Genomic DNA, 16,666 nt, shown 5'->3' with positions numbered 1-16,666 from the left:
GGCGGAGTGTCAGTCGATATCAATGTTGGCTGTGCCGCCGCCTTCGCGGGCAAGCCTCGCTCCTAGGGGTAATATGTATCAAAAAATTTGCATTCATTTAACCGCGGGTATATACACGCACTATGCTTCCTTCTCAATGTTTGTGCACTAACCTGCGTCGCGCCGCTCGTGGCGTCAGCAGGCATTACGACGGCGCCCTCGACGGCTTCGGGATCAACGTTGCCCAGTATTCTCTGCTGTGCAATCTGCAGCGTCTGGATCAGCCAAGCATCTCGTCTCTGGCCGAGGCCATGGGCCTGGATCGCAGCACCTTGGGGCGCAATCTGCGGGTGCTGGAGGGCGAAGGTCTGGTGACGCTGGTCGAAGGCGAGGACATGCGCAATCGTATCGTCCTGCTCACCGAGACAGGGCGCGAACGCCTGGCGGCGGCGTTGCCAGCCTGGGAAGCGGCGCAGCAGCGGTTGATCGACCGTCTGGGTGCCGAAAAGCGTGAAACCTTGCTGAAACTGCTGGACGAACTGGCTTGAGGCCAGTTTGTTCGATCTTAAGCGGGTATATACCCGCTACCGGAGAACAAGAATGACATCGATGTGGCGTACGTGCGGTTGGGTGCTGTTGGGGAGTGCGCTGATTCTGGCGTTGTCCTTGGGGGTGCGACACGGTTTCGGGCTATTTCTGGCGCCCATGAGTGCCGAGTTCGGCTGGGGCCGCGAAGTGTTTGCCTTCGCCATTGCTTTGCAGAACCTGATCTGGGGCCTGGCACAGCCATTCACCGGCGCACTGGCCGACCGCTTTGGCGCTGCGAAGGTGGTGTTGATCGGTGGTGTTCTGTACGCCCTGGGTCTGGTGTTCATGGGGTTGTCCGATTCGGCGGTGACCTTGTCCTTGAGCGCGGGGCTGTTGATCGGTATCGGCCTGTCCGGCACCTCGTTTTCGGTGATCCTCGGCGTGGTCGGCCGTGCCGTGCCACCGGAAAAACGCAGCATGGGCATGGGCATCGCCAGCGCCGCCGGTTCTTTCGGTCAATTCGCCATGTTGCCCGGCACGCTGGGGCTGATCGGCTGGCTTGGCTGGTCTGCGGCATTGCTGGTGTTGGGCCTGGTGGTGGCGCTGATCGTGCCGCTGGTGAGCATGCTCAAGGACAAGCCGCTGCCGGTTCTCGGACACGAGCAAACCCTCTCTGAAGCGCTGCGCGAAGCCTGTTCCCATTCAGGATTCTGGCTGTTGGCGTTCGGTTTTTTTGTCTGCGGTTTTCAGGTGGTGTTCATCGGCGTGCACTTGCCGGCCTATCTGGTGGACCAACACTTGCCAGCCTCCGTCGGCACCACGGTGCTGGCGCTGATCGGTCTGTTCAATATTTTCGGCACCTACACCGCTGGCTGGCTCGGCGGGCGGATGTCCAAGCCGCGCTTGCTCACCGGTTTGTATCTGTTGCGGGCGGTGGTGATTGTGCTGTTCCTCTGGGCGCCGGTCACTCAGGTCACGGCTTATCTGTTCGGCATGGCCATGGGGTTTCTCTGGTTGTCTACGGTGCCCTTGACCAATGGCACGGTGGCGACCTTGTTCGGTGTACGAAATTTGTCCATGCTCGGTGGGATCGTTTTCCTCTTCCATCAGCTCGGCTCGTTCCTCGGCGGATGGTTGGGTGGGGTGGTGTATGACCGAACCGGGAGTTATGACTTGATCTGGCAAGTGGCGATTCTCTTGAGTCTGGTGGCCGCAGCTCTGAACTGGCCGGTGCGCGAGCAGCCGGTGGCGCGTCTGCAAACCCGGATGAGTGCTGCATGAACAGTCTCTGGCCGCAGATGGCTGCTATCGGCGTCGGCATATTGTTACTGGCCCTGGCATGGTGGGGCTGGCATCAGGGTGGCCTGGCATTGATGCAGCTGGGCATGGGTGCTTGCTAGCGAGCGGCGAAGGCGAGTAATTTCGTTTTCTGACGATTGTTCAAGGATGCACCGACATGCTGATGCGCTGGCTTGCAGTTCCCGCATTGTTGATGGCTTTCACCGGGCTGGCCCAGGCGGCAGAATGCCCGGAGTTGCTACAAGGCTCTTTGCCCAAGCTGCGCGCCAAGGAATCCATCGATCTGTGCCAGCGCTTCGCCGGTAAGCCGCTGGTGGTGGTCAACACAGCGAGCTTCTGTGGCTTCGCTCCGCAATTCAAAGGCCTTGAGGCGCTGTATCAGCGTTACAAGGATCAAGGGCTTGAAGTGGTTGGTGTGCCGTCCAATGACTTCAAGCAGGAGTCCAAGGATGGCGCAGAGACTGCCAAGGTTTGTTACGTGAACTACGGCGTGACTTTCACCATGACCGAGCCGCAGAAAGTCCGCGGCGATGACGCAACGCATTTGTTCAAGGTTCTCGCTGAACAAAGCAGTTCGCCGAAGTGGAATTTCTACAAGTACGTGGTCGATCGCCAGGGCAAGGTGATCGCCAATTTCTCCAGCCTGACCAAGCCGGATAATCCTGAGTTCATCGAGGCGGTGGAGAAAGCCCTCGCATCGAAACCCTGATCGACGCGCACTAAAAAGCCCCGCCTCTGTACAAGAGCGCGGGGCTTTTTCAATTCAGGCGGCGAGGGAGTCGCCGTGAATCATCAGAAACGGTATGTCGCGCCAACACCGAAACCGTTCGCATAGTTTTCATACTCTGCGCTGTAGTTCTGACGGCCGTTGCTGTTGTTGACCTTGACCGACTCTTCGCGCAGGTACGAGTACGCTACGTCGATGGTCAGGTCGTCGGTCGGGCTCCAGCCGGCGCCCAGGCTGAAAATCTTGCGATCGCCAGTCGGAATGCGCGGGGAACGGTTTTCGTTATTGGTCGGTGCCTGGTCAACGGACAGGCCGGTACGCAGGACCCATTGTTTGTTCAACTGGTACGAAGCGCCGATGGCGTGCGCCCAGGTGTCGTGCCAGTTCTGTTCTTCGGTGATGGTACCGAACTGGCCATTGAGGAGGGTCGGAACGCCTTTGTTTTCGACGGTGATTTCTTTCAGGCGGCTCCAGCGAGTCCAGGTGCTACCTGCGTAGAGCGTCCACTGGTCATCCAGTTGATGAGTGACCGAGAAGTCGACCGACTCAGGCGTGGTGATATCCAGAGACGCATCGTACTTCTGGTTCGGGTTCTGACCAACGGCACCGAGGAGGTTGTAATTGACCTTGGTGTCGCCTTCGAGCTTGTACTTCACTTTCGAGTGGTAGGTCAGGCCGACGCGCGTGCTGTCGGTGGCTTGAACCAGCACGCCGATGTTGTAGCCCAGCGCGGTGTCGTCACCCTCGATCTTGACCTTGCCGTCCGGCGCGGCCTGAGTGATCGACAGGTTCGATTCCAGGGTGCCGGAAATGTGGTTGATGGTCGGACCAAAACCGATCGACACCTTGTCGTTGAAGGCGTAGCTGACGGTTGGCTGGAGAGTCACAATTTTGACTTCGCTCTTGCTGCCGAAGTATTTGCCGGCGAAGCCGTTCTCATAGTCGGTCACCAGGCCGAATGGAGCGTAGACGCCGAAACCGAATGCCCACTGGTCATCGATTGGCTTTACGTAGTAGCCCATGGGCACGCCCATGAAAGGGACCATGTCACCTTTGTTGGTGCCACTGTTCGGGCTGGAGCTCGCATCACTGATATCAGCGTGCGCGTCGATAAATGCAACACCACCGCTCACTTGTTCGCGCTTGAGGCGAGACATGCCGGCAGGGTTACCAAAAACTGTAGATGCGTCGTCGGCAGATGAAGATCGCCCGGCAAAACCTGTCCCCATCCCGCTGATGCTTTGTTCGTTGAGTGCGAAGCCACTTGCGAAGAGTTGGGTGGATGCCATGGCAACGGCGAGGCTAATGGTGGTTTTGAGCATTACTTTTTTCATTATTAGAATTCCTGGTGATCACCGGCGCGGAAATTACCAAGATTTTCGTCTGGGCGCTATAGCCTGTAACGCTTGAGTTAGAGCGGTTTTGTAGGACAATCCGACCAAAATCGCTACCTGTTGTGCGATTTTCGGAAATGGGTGGCTTAGCAGGCGACCTGATTCAACGATGAAACACAGGTCTGCCACGCGTAGGTGAAATCTCGCAGGCGACCTTGGGGCTGGAAAGTCTGGCGCCAGATTCGGGCCATTCCCAACAAGTCATCGGAGGCGGGGAGGGGAGTGTTCTGTTCTTCTACCAGCAGCCAGGCAATGGCGGTGGCGTAACGCAGGTTGACGGTCAATTCCAGATGCGGCCCGCTGAGAAAAGCATGCTGGCTGGCAAGGCCGCGGACCAGGCTTGCCCGATCCGGGTCCAGGGCCAGATAGTGATCCCAAAGAGCCTGGTGGCGGGGTTCGGTGATTCGGTACAGGCCGTGTCCACGGCGGTCATGCAGGGCTGAACCAAGGGCTGACTGACTGGCGGCGATGCCCAGCAGCAGGGATTCGGCAGTTGCGCTGTGGCGTCCGAGGTAGATCAACGTCGGACGGATCACATAACGACACAGTTCGCTGGCAGCGATTCCCATAAAGCCCTCGAAACAGGAAGTGGTCGGCGATACCTGAAGGGCCTTGGCAGCAGTTGGATCGATTCAGGCTCGCCGCAAGCGGATCAAGCCGCTTGAGTTGAAGTGTAGTGTCATTATTTCGCTGTAAAGGACTGTTTTTAAAATATTTCCGGCTTCGAGTTATAACCGTTATATCGGTTGGTGCTTAGCCGCAGGTCGCGAAATGAGAAATATCGGGCAATAAAAAGCCCCGCTTTTCAGCAGGGCTTTTTAGGTTTTCAGCTTTTCTGGCGTCTCAGGCAACCAGTGCCTGGCGAGTACGCTCGATCACAGCCTGCAGCGGTTCTGCGCTGGAGTATTGATCAGGGTACAGGCGTTCGCTATGACGAGCGATGCCGTGTTCGTTGACCAGAGTGAAGCTGAAGCAGCCTTTGCGAGCGGCCATGATCAGGCAGTTCATTGGAGCAAAAGCGTTGGTTAGGGTGCGAATGGCATCCTGAGTGTGGATTTGAGTGGACATAATTGGTGTTCCTACAAGCGACACGGATAAGAACCGTGCAAAGTTAAAACGTTCCAGTGACGACGACCACCATTGGTCGAACGAAGAACCCGACTGGAACAAAGCAGCCAGTTTGAAGCGCTGATAAATTGGCGCGCTTGGGCTGGCAGGTAGGTACTTAGGAGGGCAGGCAACACATCAAGGGCAAAGGTTCTGGGCCCGGGGTGAAGATCCTGATCAATTTGCAGGCTGGTTCGGTCAGAGTAAGTGAGCTTGGCAACACCCTTTGCTTTCGATTCAAAGGCTGTGTTGGCGCAAGATTTACCTGGAAACCATCGAGGTGGTCGATCCCGTTTTGTCGGTGGAGGCTTCTCTTAGGGAAGGCTGACCGGGGGATTTGTTCGACCAGAATTGACTTTCAGCTTGGTACTAACGCCGCGGATACTAACGGATTGAACTGTGGAAGGGAAGTCTGTTTGAAAAAAAGCGCTGAAGTGCCTGTCGGCAAGTCTCGATTGAGCGGTCAAAGAGCAGGCCAGTGCCCCGCAATTGCCCAGAACCCGACCGTTGATCCGAGAGAACGATCGCCTCAGGATCGACCGGCGGCAAGGGTTGCTCGGGTTTATCCCCAGACGCTACCGAAAAGCGCGCCGAAAAAGCGCATCGATATAACCGCCTCACAGGTACTTGTGCACATAAATTGCGCGAACTGTCATCCCACTGTCATCCTCGCCTCAACGGGAGTGGGTGCCTGTAATGAAAATTTAAGTCAATGAAAAACATCGCTTTTTTTTACTGGTGAAAAAATCGTCAGTTTGACTGCGAGCCCCACGCCACACGGCTTTGCGCGAGTTGAAAGGCGGTTGTCCACTGAGTTATCCACAGCTTCTGTGGATTGTCCCAAGCGCTTGCTCTAGGACGGGCGTGCAGGCTTTTTTCGACTTTACCTGTACGAAAAAAAGAGTAGAGTGGCGCGCCTTCCGATCTGCCCTACAGTGCTTTATGAAGTTTCGCTCAGTATCAATCTCTGCTGCTTCCACCCCCCTCAGTGTTACCCCACCCAAGCGCTTTTCGATGCGCGTGGCCGAGTGGCTACTCGACAGCCCGCGCCTGGGCGAAAACTCCAACATCAAACACTTCGCCGGACGCTTGCTTAAGCAGCCTGCCCGTGAAGGCGTCGTGGCCGCGCAAAGCCGTCTCGGCCTGCTAATGTGCCGCGAATGCGGTAACGCCCGGGATCGCCGCATTGGCCAGGAGCTCCTGCGTCAGGCCGCGCGTGCGGGCGACCGACGTGCGCAACAGGAACTGGGCCTGAGCGAAGACTGAGCTGTCCAAGACCTGACGCCTTGGTTAACCTTCACGCTTTATCGAATCGGCAGGAGTGGCTATGGCGATGGACTTGACCAGCGCATTGCTGGGGCTGGCTGGCGCTGGGTTGCCGTTACTGGTACTAGCCTGGCAACTTCAGCGTCGGGCGAGCGCGGGGCAGGCCGAGCTGGCAATACTGGAAGAGCGCCTTGCCATTGCCCAACTGACGCAGGACGGCTTGAATGCCCAGCTTGATACTTGCCGTGATGAAATCGCTGACCTGAGCCAGGCCAATGCCGCCAAACAAGCGGATCTGGCCGCCGTGCGCCGTGAAGTCGAACTGCTGCAGATCGAACGCGACGACGCCCGCGACGCATCTCACGCCTGGAACATCGAACGCGCCGGCAAAGAGGCTGAGTTGCGTCGCCTCGACGCTCAGGCCGCCTCTCTCAATGCCGAGCTGCGTGAGCAGCAGGAAAGCCATCAGCAGCGTCTCAACGACCTTCAAGGCTCGCGAGACGAGCTGCGCGCGCAATTCGCCGAGCTGGCGGGCAAGATCTTCGACGAGCGTGAGCAGCGTTTTGCCGAAACCAGTCAGCAGCGTTTGGGGCAGTTGCTCGATCCGTTGAAGGAGCGCATTCAGTCGTTCGAAAAGCGCGTTGAGGAAAGCTATCAGGCTGAAGCCCGCGAGCGTTTTTCCCTGGCCAAGGAACTGGAGCGGCTGCAACAGCTGAACCTGCGCCTGAGCGATGAAGCCACTAACCTGACGCGCGCCTTGAAGGGGCAGAAAACCCAAGGCAACTGGGGCGAGCTGATTCTCGAGCGGGTGCTTGAGCACGCGGGTCTGGAGAAGGGGCGTGAGTATCAGACCCAGGTCAATCTCAAGGGGCCGGACGGTGAGCGTTTCCAGCCGGATGTGATTATTTACCTGCCGGGCGACAAGCAGGTCGTGGTCGATTCCAAAGTCAGCCTCACGGCCTATCAGCAATACGTGGCGGCCGAGGATGATGCCATCGGCCAGATCGCCATCAAGCAGCATGTGCTGTCCCTGCGCGCTCACGTCAAAGGCTTGGCCGGCAAGGACTACAAGCGGCTCGACGGCTTGCACAGCCTGGATTTCGTTCTGCTTTTCGTCCCGATCGAAGCGGCGTTTTCTGCGGCGTTGCAGGCTGAGCCGACGCTGTTTCAGGAGGCATTCGACCGCAATATCGTGATCGTCAGCCCGACCACGTTGCTGGCCACTTTGCGGGTCATCGATAGCTTGTGGAAGCAGGAGCGCCAGAGCCAGAACGCCCGGGAAATCGCCGAGCGCGCCGGTTGGCTGTACGACAAGTTCGTGTTGTTCATTCAGGATCTGGATGAAGTCGGCAATCGCCTGCAGCAACTGGACAAGGCCTACAGCTCTGCACGCAATAAGCTGACAGAAGGCCGCGGCAACCTGGTCAGCCGCAGCGAGCAGCTCAAGTTGCTCGGGGCGCGGGCCAGCAAGAGCTTGCCGGCGGACCTGCTGGAGCGAGCGATGACCGATGTCGATGGCTTGGCCGAACTGCCGGAGTAGCCGAAAAGCTTCGCGAGCAAGCCCGCTCCCACAGGGTTTGTGGTGTTCACTCTATTTGTGCAACAACACCAATCCACTGTGGGAGCGGGCTTGCTCGCGAAGGCGTCAATCGCCCCACTGCAGGGTTCAAACCTGCCGCACTACAACGGCAAATACCGACTCAACAACGCCCGCAACGCCGCCGGTTTCACCGGTTTGGCCAGGTAATCCAGGCCAGCTGCATGCACCTGGGCCACCGTCTCCGGCCGTCCATCGGCACTGATCACTACCCCTGGCACCGGCTCGCCCAGTTGCGTGCGCAACCAGGCCATCAACTCGGTCCCGGTTTCGCCATCGTCCAGGTGGTAATCCACCAGCGCCAGTTGCGGGCGCATCCCATCGCCGAGCAGCGTCGCGCATTCCTCACGGTTGCGTGCGGTCCAGACCTGGCAACCCCAGCGCGTCAGCAAACTGTTCATGCCGATCAGGATGCTGTCTTCGTTATCGATACACAGCACCTGCGCGCCGCTGAGCAAATGGCCATTGAGTTCGGCCACTTTGGCCGGCGTCGCGGCTTGTGCCCGAGCTAGCGGTACGCTGACACTGAACACACTGCCGCGACCCGGCCAGGAACGCACGCGCAAGGTGTGACCCAGCACGCGACACAGCCCATCGGCAATCGCCAGGCCCAGGCCCAGACCTTTCTCGGCCCGGGTCTGGTGGCTGTCGAGGCGTTTGAATTCTTCGAAAATCACCTGCAGTTTGTCTTCTGGAATACCCGGCCCACGGTCCCAGACCTCAAGGCATAGCTCGCCGTTGCGCCGCCGAACGCCGAGCAGCACCGGCCCTTTGGCGTAGCGGAAGGCGTTGGTCAGGAAGTTCTGCAAAATCCGTCGCAGCAGTTTGATGTCGCTATCGACCCGCAGCGCGCTGCCCCTGACGCGAAATTTCAGCCCCTGTTCCTGCGCCAGAGCCTTGAACTCGGCGCCTAGCGTATGGAATAAATCATTGAGCTCGAAGGGCTTGCGATCAGGGTTGATCTTGCCGTTTTCCAGGCGGGAAATGTCCAGCAGGTCGCTGATCAGGTCCTCGGCCGAGCGCAGTGAACTGTCCAGGTGATGAACCAGTTTCCGGGCTTCACTGGATAGGTTTTCCTCCTGGTGGGAGAGGGCGGCAGAGAACAGTCGCGCAGCGTTCAGCGGTTGCATCAAGTCATGGCTGACGGCAGCCAGGAAACGGGTTTTCGACTGGTTGGCCGATTCGGCGGTGCCCTTGGCTTCGGTCAGGGCAACGTTGAGTTGCGACAGTTCGTGGGTCCGTTCGATGACCCGTTGCTCGAGGCCTTCGTTCGCTTCGGTCAGCGCTTGTTCGGCCTCGCGGAACGCGGTGATGTCGGTGAAACTCATGACGAAACCGCCGCCGGGCATCGGGTTACCGATCAGCTCGATCACTCGACCATTGGGGAACAACCGTTCGGAGGTATGGGCCCGGCCCTGACGCATCCAGTGCAAACGACGGGCGACATGCACTTGCGCTTCGCCGGGCCCGCACAGACCGCGCTCAGCGTTGTAGCGAATGATGTCGGCAATCGGCCGGCCCACGCTGATCAAACCGTCGGGGTAGTTGAACAGCTCAAGGTAGCGCCGGTTCCAGGCCACCAGTTTCAACGACTGGTCGACCACGCTGATGCCCTGGGTGATGTTCTCGATGGCGCCTTGCAGCAAGGCTCGGTTGAACTGCAGCACCTCCGAAGTTTCGTCGGCGATCCGCACCACATCCTCGAGTTGCATTTCCCGACCTTCGATGGCGGCTTTTACCACCGCCCGGGTCGAAGATGCGCCGAGTACACCGGCCAGCAAGCGTTCGGTATGGGCGATCCATTCACCGTCCGCGTTCTGGGTCGGGCTGAAGCCTTTGCCCTGACGGTAGGCGAAACGGATGAAACTCTGACGAGCGCGTTCTTCGCCGACAAAACGGGCAGCCAGTTGCAGCAAGTCGTTGATCTGTACTGCCAGCATTGAGCGGGCGTTGGGTCGCGCGCTGATTTCCTGGCCGATGAAGCGGCCGGCCTGCCAGTGCTCCGAAACCCGCGTGCGCGACAGCACCGAGACCCAGGCGAACAGGGTGAAGTTGCCCGCCAGGGACAGCACCACGCCTTGAGTCAGCGGCGTGATCGGCAGGTTCAACGGGTTGCCTTGCAGCCATGCCAGCCCCGGAAAACTGCTCAGGGGCAGGCCGAGACTCTTGGCGGCGATCGGCAACACCAGGGTGTAGAACCAGAGGAACGTCCCAGTGGCTAGCCCCGCGAACACCCCTCGACGGTTAGCCTGTTTCCAGTACAGCGCGCCGAGCATGGCCGGGGCCAGTTGGGTCACGGCGGCGAAGGCGATCTGGCCGATGGTCGCCAGGCTCGCGGTGGAGCCCAGCAGTCGATAACTGACGTAGGCCAACAGCAGAATGACCACGATGCTCACCCGGCGCACCGAAAGCATCCACTGGCGGAACACTTCGAACGGCCGCTCCGCGTTGTTACGCCGCAGCAACCACGGCAGCAGCATGTCATTGGAGAGCATGGTCGACAGCGCCACGCTGGCCACGATCACCATACCGGTCGCCGCCGAAGCACCGCCGATAAACGCCAGCATCGCCAAGGCAGGGTGAGATTCGGCCAGAGGCAGGCTGATGACGAATGAGTCCGGCAGCACCGAACTGGGCAGCATCATCTGACCGGCCAGTGCGATCGGCACGACAAACAGCGCCGCCAGCGCCAGATAGGCTGGGAACACCCACTTGGCCAAGCGCAGATCCTGGGGGTCGATGTTTTCCACCACGGTTACATGGAACTGCCGGGGCAGGCAGATGATCGCCATCATCGCCACGCCGGTTTGCACCACCATGGACGGCCAGTTGATGGTTTCTTTCCAGTACGCCTCGAGGCGCGGGGCGAGCATGGCCTGGTCGAACAGGTCGTCGAAACCGTCGTACAGGCCGTAGGTCACGAACGCGCCGACCGCGAGAAAAGCGAACAGCTTGACCAGCGACTCAAAAGCAATCGCCAGCACCATGCCGCGGTGGTGTTCTGTGGCGTCGAGGTTGCGGGTACCAAAAACGATCGTGAACAGTGCAAGCACCAAGGAGACGATCAGCGCCGTGTCTTGCGCGCGCGTGCCCATGGCGTCGGCACCGGCGCCGATCAGCAGGTTCACGCCCAGCACGATGCCCTTGAGCTGCAAGGCGATGTAGGGCAATACGCCGACCAGACAGATCAGCGCCACCACCACCGCCAGCGACTGGGATTTGCCGTAGCGGGCGGCGATGAAGTCGGCGATGGAGGTGATGTTCTCCTGCTTGCTGATCATCACCATTTTTTGCAGGACCCACGGCGCGCACACCAGCAGCAGGATCGGCCCGAGATAGATCGGCAGGAATGACCAGAGTTGCTCGGCCGCCTGGCCCACGGCACCAAAGAATGTCCAACTGGTGCAATAAACGGCCAGCGACAGGCTGTACACCCAGGCACGCATCCGTGGCGGCAACGGTGTGCTGCGCCGGTCACCGTAAAAGGCGATAGCGAACAGGATGGCCATATAGGCCAGGGCGACGGTGGCGATCAGCCCGATGGACAGCGACATGGGAACTCCAGACAAAAGACCTCCGGGACTCCGCCCGGTCAGGACAGTCTCGCATGACCGCTTGAGTTAGTCAGTGTCGACCAAGGTCGTGACGTGGCGGGGTGTCGCAGGTTGGGAGTCAGTTCGATTTTTGGTGTGTTTGGGGGCCTCTTCGCGAGCAAGCCCGCTCCCACACTCGATCGTCAGTGAACACAAAATATGTGGGCACCCTCAATCCAGTGTGGGGCGGGGTTGTTCGCGAAGGCGGGTGTTACTCACTCAATGCAATATCGATCAACCAATGCACTCCGTCAAAGTCTGCGTCTGATTATGTATCTGTAAAATAGATAACAGTTAGAGATATTACCCGTTATATCGATATTCGATTCGGATCTACCATGAGCTCCACCTCACGAGAGGACAGGAGTTCACCATGACCTGCACCCATAGCGTTAAACCCGGTATCAAACCGCTCAGTCATTTGCAGCACCCTCGAGAAGCCATCCGCCAATTCACCCCCAACTGGTTCGCGGCGACCATGGGCACGGGTGTATTGGCACTGGCGCTTGCGCAATTGCCGGTGGCGAATCCCGGTCTGCATGCGTTTGCCGAAGGCCTGTGGCTGTTCAACATTGTCCTGTTTGTTATGTTCACGGCCATGTATGCCGCGCGTTGGGTCATGTTCTTCGACGAGGCGCGGCGGATTTTCGGGCACTCCACGGTTTCGATGTTTTTCGGCACCATTCCCATGGGCCTTGCGACCCTCATCAATGGCTTTCTGCTGTTCGGTTTGCCGCGCTGGGGCGACGGTGTGATTCATCTCGCCGAAGTGCTCTGGTGGCTGGACGTGGCGATGTCGCTGGCTTGCGGCGTATTGATTCCCTACATGATGTTCACCCGTCAGGAGCACAGCATCGACCAGATGACTGCGGTCTGGCTGTTGCCGGTGGTGGCGGCGGAAGTGGCGGCGGCCAGCGGCGGGTTGCTGGCGCCGCATCTGGCCGATGCTCATTCACAACTGGTGGTGCTGGTGACCAGCTACGTGCTGTGGGCCTTTTCCCTGCCGGTGGCGTTCAGCATTCTGACTATCCTGTTGCTGCGTATGGCGTTGCATAAATTGCCCCACGAAAACATGGCCGCCTCAAGCTGGCTGGCCCTTGGGCCGATTGGCACCGGTGCGCTGGGCATGTTGCTGTTGGGGGCCGACGCGCCAGCGATCTTTGCCGCCAACGGTTTACCGGGTATCGGCGAGATTGCCGCAGGGCTTGGCTTGGTGGCCGGCATCACGCTGTGGGGCTTCGGGCTCTGGTGGATGCTGATTGCGCTGTTGATCACCGTGCGTTACTTGCGCGCCGGTATCCCGTTCAACCTCGGCTGGTGGGGCTTCACTTTCCCGTTGGGCGTCTATTCTTTGGCGACGTTGAACCTGGCGAGCACGTTGCACCTGACGTTTTTCAGTGTCTTTGGCTGTGTACTGGTGGCGTTGCTGGCGGTGATGTGGCTGATTGTTGCCAAACGCACGGTGCAGGGCGCATGGCGAGGTGAGTTGTTTGTTTCGCCGTGCATTGCAGGATTAAACAAATAACCGGCAAAGATTGGGTAATCTGTGGCCTGGATCGACGTTCGACATTCCAATAACAATTGTCACGCCGCTTTTTTATCCAGCATCAGTTACCCAACATCAGCTACCCAACATCAGGGACACATGGAAGATGAGTCACCCCTCGCAGTTCACCTTGCTTCGCACTCGGCGCTTCCTGCCGTTTTTTGTCACGCAGTCGCTGGGGGCCTTCAACGACAACATTTTCAAGCAGTCGTTGATCCTCGCCATTTTGTACCGGCTGACCATCGAGGGTGACCGATCGATCTGGGTCAACCTGTGTGCGTTGCTGTTTATCTTGCCGTTTTTCCTGTTCTCGGCTCTGGCGGGGCAGTTCGGGGAAAAGTTTGCCAAGGACGCGCTGATCCGTCTGATCAAGCTCGGGGAAATCGTCATCATGGCGGTGGGTGCGGTCGGTTTCATGTTCGATCACCTGTCGCTGATGCTGGTGGCGCTGTTTGCCATGGGCACCCACTCGGCGCTGTTCGGGCCGGTGAAGTACTCGATCTTGCCGCAGGCCTTGCGCGAAGAAGAGCTGGTGGGCGGCAACGGCCTGGTGGAAATGGGCACTTTCCTGGCGATTCTCGCCGGGACCATTGGTGCCGGTATCATGATGTCGGCCAGCAACTACGCGCCGGTCGTGTCCACGGCAATCATCGGCATCGCCGTGCTCGGTTACCTGGCCAGCCGCAGCATTCCCCGGGCTGCCGCGGCATCGCCGGAAATGCGTTTGAACTGGAACATTTTCAGCCAGTCCTGGGCTACCTTGAAGTTGGGCCTGGGGCAAACTCCGGCAGTATCGCGTTCGATCGTCGGCAACTCATGGTTCTGGTTTGTCGGGGCGATTTATCTGACGCAGATCCCGGCGTATGCCAAGGAATGGATGCACGGCGACGAGACGGTGGTGACGCTGATTCTTACAGTGTTTTCGGTCGGTATCGCACTGGGTTCGATGCTCTGCGAGAAACTCTCCGGGCGCAAAGTCGAGATCGGTCTGGTGCCGTTTGGCTCATTCGGTCTGACGGTGTTTGGCCTGTTGCTGTGGTGGCATTCCGGCGCGATTCCAGACAGCGTTGCCGGTCATGGCTGGATCGAAGTCCTTGGGTTCGGTCACGCCTGGCTGGTGTTGATCGACATCCTCGGGCTTGGGGTCTTCGGCGGTTTCTACATCGTGCCACTGTATGCGCTGATCCAGTCACGTACTGTCGAGAACGAACGGGCGCGAGTGATCGCTGCCAACAACATTCTTAACGCCCTGTTCATGGTGGTGTCGGCGATTGTGTCGATCGTCTTGCTGAGCATCGCCAAGCTGTCGATTCCGCAGCTATTCCTGGTGGTGTCGCTGCTGAACATTGGCGTCAATGCTTACATCTTCAAAATCGTCCCCGAGTTCAGCATGCGCTTCATGATCTGGCTGCTTGGCCATTCCATGTACCGCGTTGAGCATCGCAATCTGGAGCTGATTCCCGATGAAGGCGCGGCATTGCTGGTTTGCAACCATGTGTCGTTCGTCGATGCGTTGCTGATTGGCGGCGCAGTACGTCGGCCGATTCGCTTTGTGATGTATTACAAAATCTACAATCTGCCGGTGCTGAACTTCATCTTCCGTACGGCGGGGACGATTCCGATTGCCGGACGTCAGGAAGACATTCAGATCTACGAAAAAGCCTTCACCCGCATCGCCCGGTATCTGAAGGACGGCGAACTGGTGTGCATTTTCCCTGAAGGCAAGTTGACCGCCGATGGCGAGATCAACGAGTTCAAGGGCGGGCTGACACGGATTCTCGAAGAAACGCCGGTGCCGGTGATTCCGCTGGCATTGCAGGGGTTGTGGGGGAGTTTCTTCAGTCGCGATCCGAACAAGGGGATGTTTCGTCGGTTGTGGTCGCGGGTGACATTGGTGGCGGGGCCGGCGGTGGCCGTTGAAGTGGCTGAACCGGCGACACTGCAAGGGTTGGTAGGGGAATTGCGTGGGGCCGTCAGGTAGTCGTTGATCGGGCGGGCCTCTTCGCGGGCAAGCCCGGCTCCCACAGGGATTGATGGTGTGTCCACAATAGGTGACACAACACAGAACCTGTGGGAGCCGGGCTTGCCCGCGATGGCGTCAGTGGCCTAAGCGCTAACCTTGAGCCCAACCAACCCGGCAATAATCAACGCCACACTCGCCAGCCGAAACAACGCCATGGATTCACCAAACAAAATGATCCCGGCGATCACCGTGCCCACCGCACCCACGCCAGTCCAGATCGCATAGGCCGTGCCCAGCGGCAATTCCTTCATGGCAAGGCCCAGCAGGCCAAGGCTGATCGCCATGGCCGCGATGGTCAGTGCGGTAGGAAGAGGGCGGCTGAAACCGTCGGTGTATTTCAGGCCGACGGCCCAACCGACTTCGAACAGACCGGCAAGAAACAGAATGATCCAGGACATCAGAGACCTCCATCGATGGATGGGGTCGTCCCCAGATTAATGATTCGATCGAGCCGCAGGGTCGTCCCCGCGTTGCGCAATAAGAGTGCCCATCATTAACCCGAGGATCAAGTTATCAGCTTAATCCGCCGCCTGCTGAGCAGCGATTTGCCGGTCTTCCTTCTCGCTCATACGACGGAAATACGTCGAGAGCAGTGCTCCGGAAATGTTGTGCCAGACGCTGAACAACGCGCTTGGCACCGCTGCCAGCGGCGAGAAGTGCGCGCTGGCCAGGGCCGCGCCCAGGCCGGAGTTCTGCATGCCGACTTCCAGTGCCAGGGATTTGCGCTGGGCCAGTGGCAGGTTGAACAGGCGCCCGGTGAAGTAACCCAGCAAGTAGCCGAAGCTGTTGTGCAACATCACCACGGCCATGATCAGCAGGCCGGATTCGGCAATCTTCGCCTGGCTGGCAGCTACCACGGCAGTGACGATGATCACGATGCTCACCACCGACACCAGTGGCAACACGTCTACCGCGTGACGAACCCGATCACCGAGTACGCGCTGGGCAACCACGCCGAGCACGATCGGCAGCAGCACGACTTGCAGGATCGACCAGAACAGCTCCATGAACGACACCGGCAACCAGGCCGAAGCCAGTAGCCAGATCAGCGCTGGCGTCAGCAGCGGAGCGAGGAGGGTAGTGACGGCGGCAATGGCCACCGACAACGCCAGATCGCCACGCGCCAGCCAGGTCATCACGTTCGAGGAGGTGCCGCTTGGGCAGCAGCCGACCAGAATCACCCCGACGGCGATCTCTGGCGGCAGGTGGAAAACCTGGCAGAGTAACCACGCCACACCGGGCATGATCACGAAATGGGCGACTACGCCCAGCGCCACGCGCCACGGATGGCGAGCGACTTCGGCGAAGTCTTCAAGCTTGAGGGTCAGGCCCATGCCGAACATCACCAGACCCAGCAGCGGTACGATGGCGCCTTTCAAGCCGATGAACCAGGTCGGTTGCACAAACGCCACCACGGCGAAAATCAGTACCCAGTAAGCGAAGGTGTTGCCGACAAAACGACTCAATGCAGCCAGTGCGCGCATGGCCTGATCCTTGTTATATAAGTGGGATTCCCAGTTTGGAAGTCCAATCAATGTGGGAGCTGGGGTGGGGGGGGGGGGGGGGGGGGGGGGGGGGGGGGGGGGGGGGGGGGGGGGGGGGGGGGG

General features: G+C 59.1%; 14 protein-coding genes. 8 read left to right on the top strand and 6 right to left on the bottom strand.

Annotated features, from left to right (window positions below; translation table 11 throughout):
* Positions 1-122 precede the first annotated feature (122 nt).
* From AC1RQB_RS27120 to AC1RQB_RS27105, 4 genes are read left to right on the top strand one after another with little or no spacing between them, the layout of a single operon-like run.
* On the top strand, positions 123-527 hold the full coding sequence (locus AC1RQB_RS27120) for a MarR family winged helix-turn-helix transcriptional regulator (RefSeq protein ID WP_048394362.1): 405 nt from the start codon (positions 123-125) through the stop codon (positions 525-527).
* A gap of 52 nt (positions 528-579) precedes the next feature.
* Positions 580-1,788 carry an MFS transporter gene (locus AC1RQB_RS27115; RefSeq protein WP_008013905.1) on the top strand — a complete coding sequence of 403 codons (1,209 nt, stop codon included), beginning with the start codon at positions 580-582 and terminating at the stop codon, positions 1,786-1,788.
* A complete protein-coding gene (locus AC1RQB_RS27110; protein WP_008071541.1) occupies positions 1,785-1,907 on the top strand; it encodes a hypothetical protein in 123 nt (40 codons plus the stop codon). Before AC1RQB_RS27115 ends, AC1RQB_RS27110 begins: the two co-directional genes overlap by 4 nt.
* Before the next feature lie 56 nt (positions 1,908-1,963).
* On the top strand, positions 1,964-2,515 hold the full coding sequence (locus tag AC1RQB_RS27105) for a glutathione peroxidase (protein ID WP_063342962.1): 552 nt from the start codon (positions 1,964-1,966) through the stop codon (positions 2,513-2,515).
* A gap of 83 nt (positions 2,516-2,598) precedes the next feature.
* Here AC1RQB_RS27105 and AC1RQB_RS27100 read toward each other — a convergent pair whose 3' ends face one another.
* The 3 genes from AC1RQB_RS27100 to AC1RQB_RS27090 all read right to left on the bottom strand — a co-directional run bounded on the left by AC1RQB_RS27100 (position 2,599) and on the right by AC1RQB_RS27090 (position 4,995).
* On the bottom strand, positions 2,599-3,867 hold the full coding sequence (locus tag AC1RQB_RS27100) for an OmpP1/FadL family transporter (RefSeq protein WP_063342963.1): 1,269 nt from the start codon (positions 3,865-3,867) through the stop codon (positions 2,599-2,601).
* Between the two features lie 146 nt (positions 3,868-4,013).
* Complete coding sequence (locus AC1RQB_RS27095) at positions 4,014-4,496, bottom strand: hypothetical protein (RefSeq protein WP_007898914.1); 483 nt, start codon at positions 4,494-4,496, stop codon at positions 4,014-4,016.
* Between the two features lie 274 nt (positions 4,497-4,770).
* On the bottom strand, positions 4,771-4,995 hold the full coding sequence (locus tag AC1RQB_RS27090; protein WP_007898912.1) for a hypothetical protein: 225 nt from the start codon (positions 4,993-4,995) through the stop codon (positions 4,771-4,773).
* A 981-nt stretch (positions 4,996-5,976) separates the two neighbouring features.
* Between AC1RQB_RS27090 and AC1RQB_RS27085 the strand changes: the two genes are divergently transcribed.
* Positions 5,977-6,300, top strand: a complete 324-nt coding sequence (locus AC1RQB_RS27085; RefSeq protein WP_081235295.1) for an SEL1-like repeat protein — start codon at positions 5,977-5,979, stop codon at positions 6,298-6,300.
* A gap of 175 nt (positions 6,301-6,475) precedes the next feature.
* Positions 6,476-7,840, top strand: a complete 1,365-nt coding sequence (locus AC1RQB_RS27080) for a DNA recombination protein RmuC (RefSeq protein WP_198537245.1) — start codon at positions 6,476-6,478, stop codon at positions 7,838-7,840.
* A gap of 140 nt (positions 7,841-7,980) precedes the next feature.
* Here the strand turns inward: AC1RQB_RS27080 and AC1RQB_RS27075 are convergent, their stop codons facing one another.
* Entirely contained in the window at positions 7,981-11,451 is a 3,471-nt protein-coding gene (locus AC1RQB_RS27075; RefSeq protein WP_492571705.1) for a hybrid sensor histidine kinase/response regulator, read from the bottom strand.
* Between the two features lie 412 nt (positions 11,452-11,863).
* On the opposite strand from AC1RQB_RS27075, the gene AC1RQB_RS27070 reads away from it, so the two are divergent.
* On the top strand, positions 11,864-13,015 hold the full coding sequence (locus tag AC1RQB_RS27070; protein ID WP_063342965.1) for a TDT family transporter: 1,152 nt from the start codon (positions 11,864-11,866) through the stop codon (positions 13,013-13,015).
* A 127-nt stretch (positions 13,016-13,142) separates the two neighbouring features.
* A complete protein-coding gene (locus tag AC1RQB_RS27065; protein ID WP_063342966.1) occupies positions 13,143-15,017 on the top strand; it encodes an MFS transporter in 1,875 nt (624 codons plus the stop codon).
* A 125-nt stretch (positions 15,018-15,142) separates the two neighbouring features.
* Here AC1RQB_RS27065 and sugE read toward each other — a convergent pair whose 3' ends face one another.
* Both sugE and AC1RQB_RS27055 read right to left on the bottom strand, forming a co-directional pair.
* Positions 15,143-15,457 (bottom strand): quaternary ammonium compound efflux SMR transporter SugE, encoded by a 315-nt coding sequence (sugE, locus tag AC1RQB_RS27060; RefSeq protein ID WP_008071553.1) that lies wholly within the window; start codon positions 15,455-15,457, stop codon positions 15,143-15,145.
* Between the two features lie 120 nt (positions 15,458-15,577).
* A complete protein-coding gene (locus tag AC1RQB_RS27055) occupies positions 15,578-16,543 on the bottom strand; it encodes a bile acid:sodium symporter family protein (RefSeq protein WP_007898902.1) in 966 nt (321 codons plus the stop codon).
* Positions 16,544-16,666: the final 123 nt, after the last annotated feature.

Source organism: Pseudomonas sp. GW822-FHT02E03, from assembly GCF_058802325.1.
This window is presented reverse-complemented; position numbering and strand designations above follow the sequence as displayed.

Coding starts and splice junctions, on each gene's coding strand:
- AC1RQB_RS27120 (WP_048394362.1), top strand. CDS start 123: ATGCTTCCTTCTCAATGTTTGTGCACTAACCTGCGTCGCGCCGCTCGT.
- AC1RQB_RS27115 (WP_008013905.1), top strand. CDS start 580: ATGACATCGATGTGGCGTACGTGCGGTTGGGTGCTGTTGGGGAGTGCG.
- AC1RQB_RS27110 (WP_008071541.1), top strand. CDS start 1,785: ATGAACAGTCTCTGGCCGCAGATGGCTGCTATCGGCGTCGGCATATTG.
- AC1RQB_RS27105 (WP_063342962.1), top strand. CDS start 1,964: ATGCTGATGCGCTGGCTTGCAGTTCCCGCATTGTTGATGGCTTTCACC.
- AC1RQB_RS27100 (WP_063342963.1), bottom strand. CDS start 3,867: ATGAAAAAAGTAATGCTCAAAACCACCATTAGCCTCGCCGTTGCCATG.
- AC1RQB_RS27095 (WP_007898914.1), bottom strand. CDS start 4,496: ATGGGAATCGCTGCCAGCGAACTGTGTCGTTATGTGATCCGTCCGACG.
- AC1RQB_RS27090 (WP_007898912.1), bottom strand. CDS start 4,995: ATGTCCACTCAAATCCACACTCAGGATGCCATTCGCACCCTAACCAAC.
- AC1RQB_RS27085 (WP_081235295.1), top strand. CDS start 5,977: ATGAAGTTTCGCTCAGTATCAATCTCTGCTGCTTCCACCCCCCTCAGT.
- AC1RQB_RS27075 (WP_492571705.1), bottom strand. CDS start 11,451: ATGTCGCTGTCCATCGGGCTGATCGCCACCGTCGCCCTGGCCTATATG.
- AC1RQB_RS27070 (WP_063342965.1), top strand. CDS start 11,864: ATGACCTGCACCCATAGCGTTAAACCCGGTATCAAACCGCTCAGTCAT.
- AC1RQB_RS27065 (WP_063342966.1), top strand. CDS start 13,143: ATGAGTCACCCCTCGCAGTTCACCTTGCTTCGCACTCGGCGCTTCCTG.
- sugE (WP_008071553.1), bottom strand. CDS start 15,457: ATGTCCTGGATCATTCTGTTTCTTGCCGGTCTGTTCGAAGTCGGTTGG.
- AC1RQB_RS27055 (WP_007898902.1), bottom strand. CDS start 16,543: ATGCGCGCACTGGCTGCATTGAGTCGTTTTGTCGGCAACACCTTCGCT.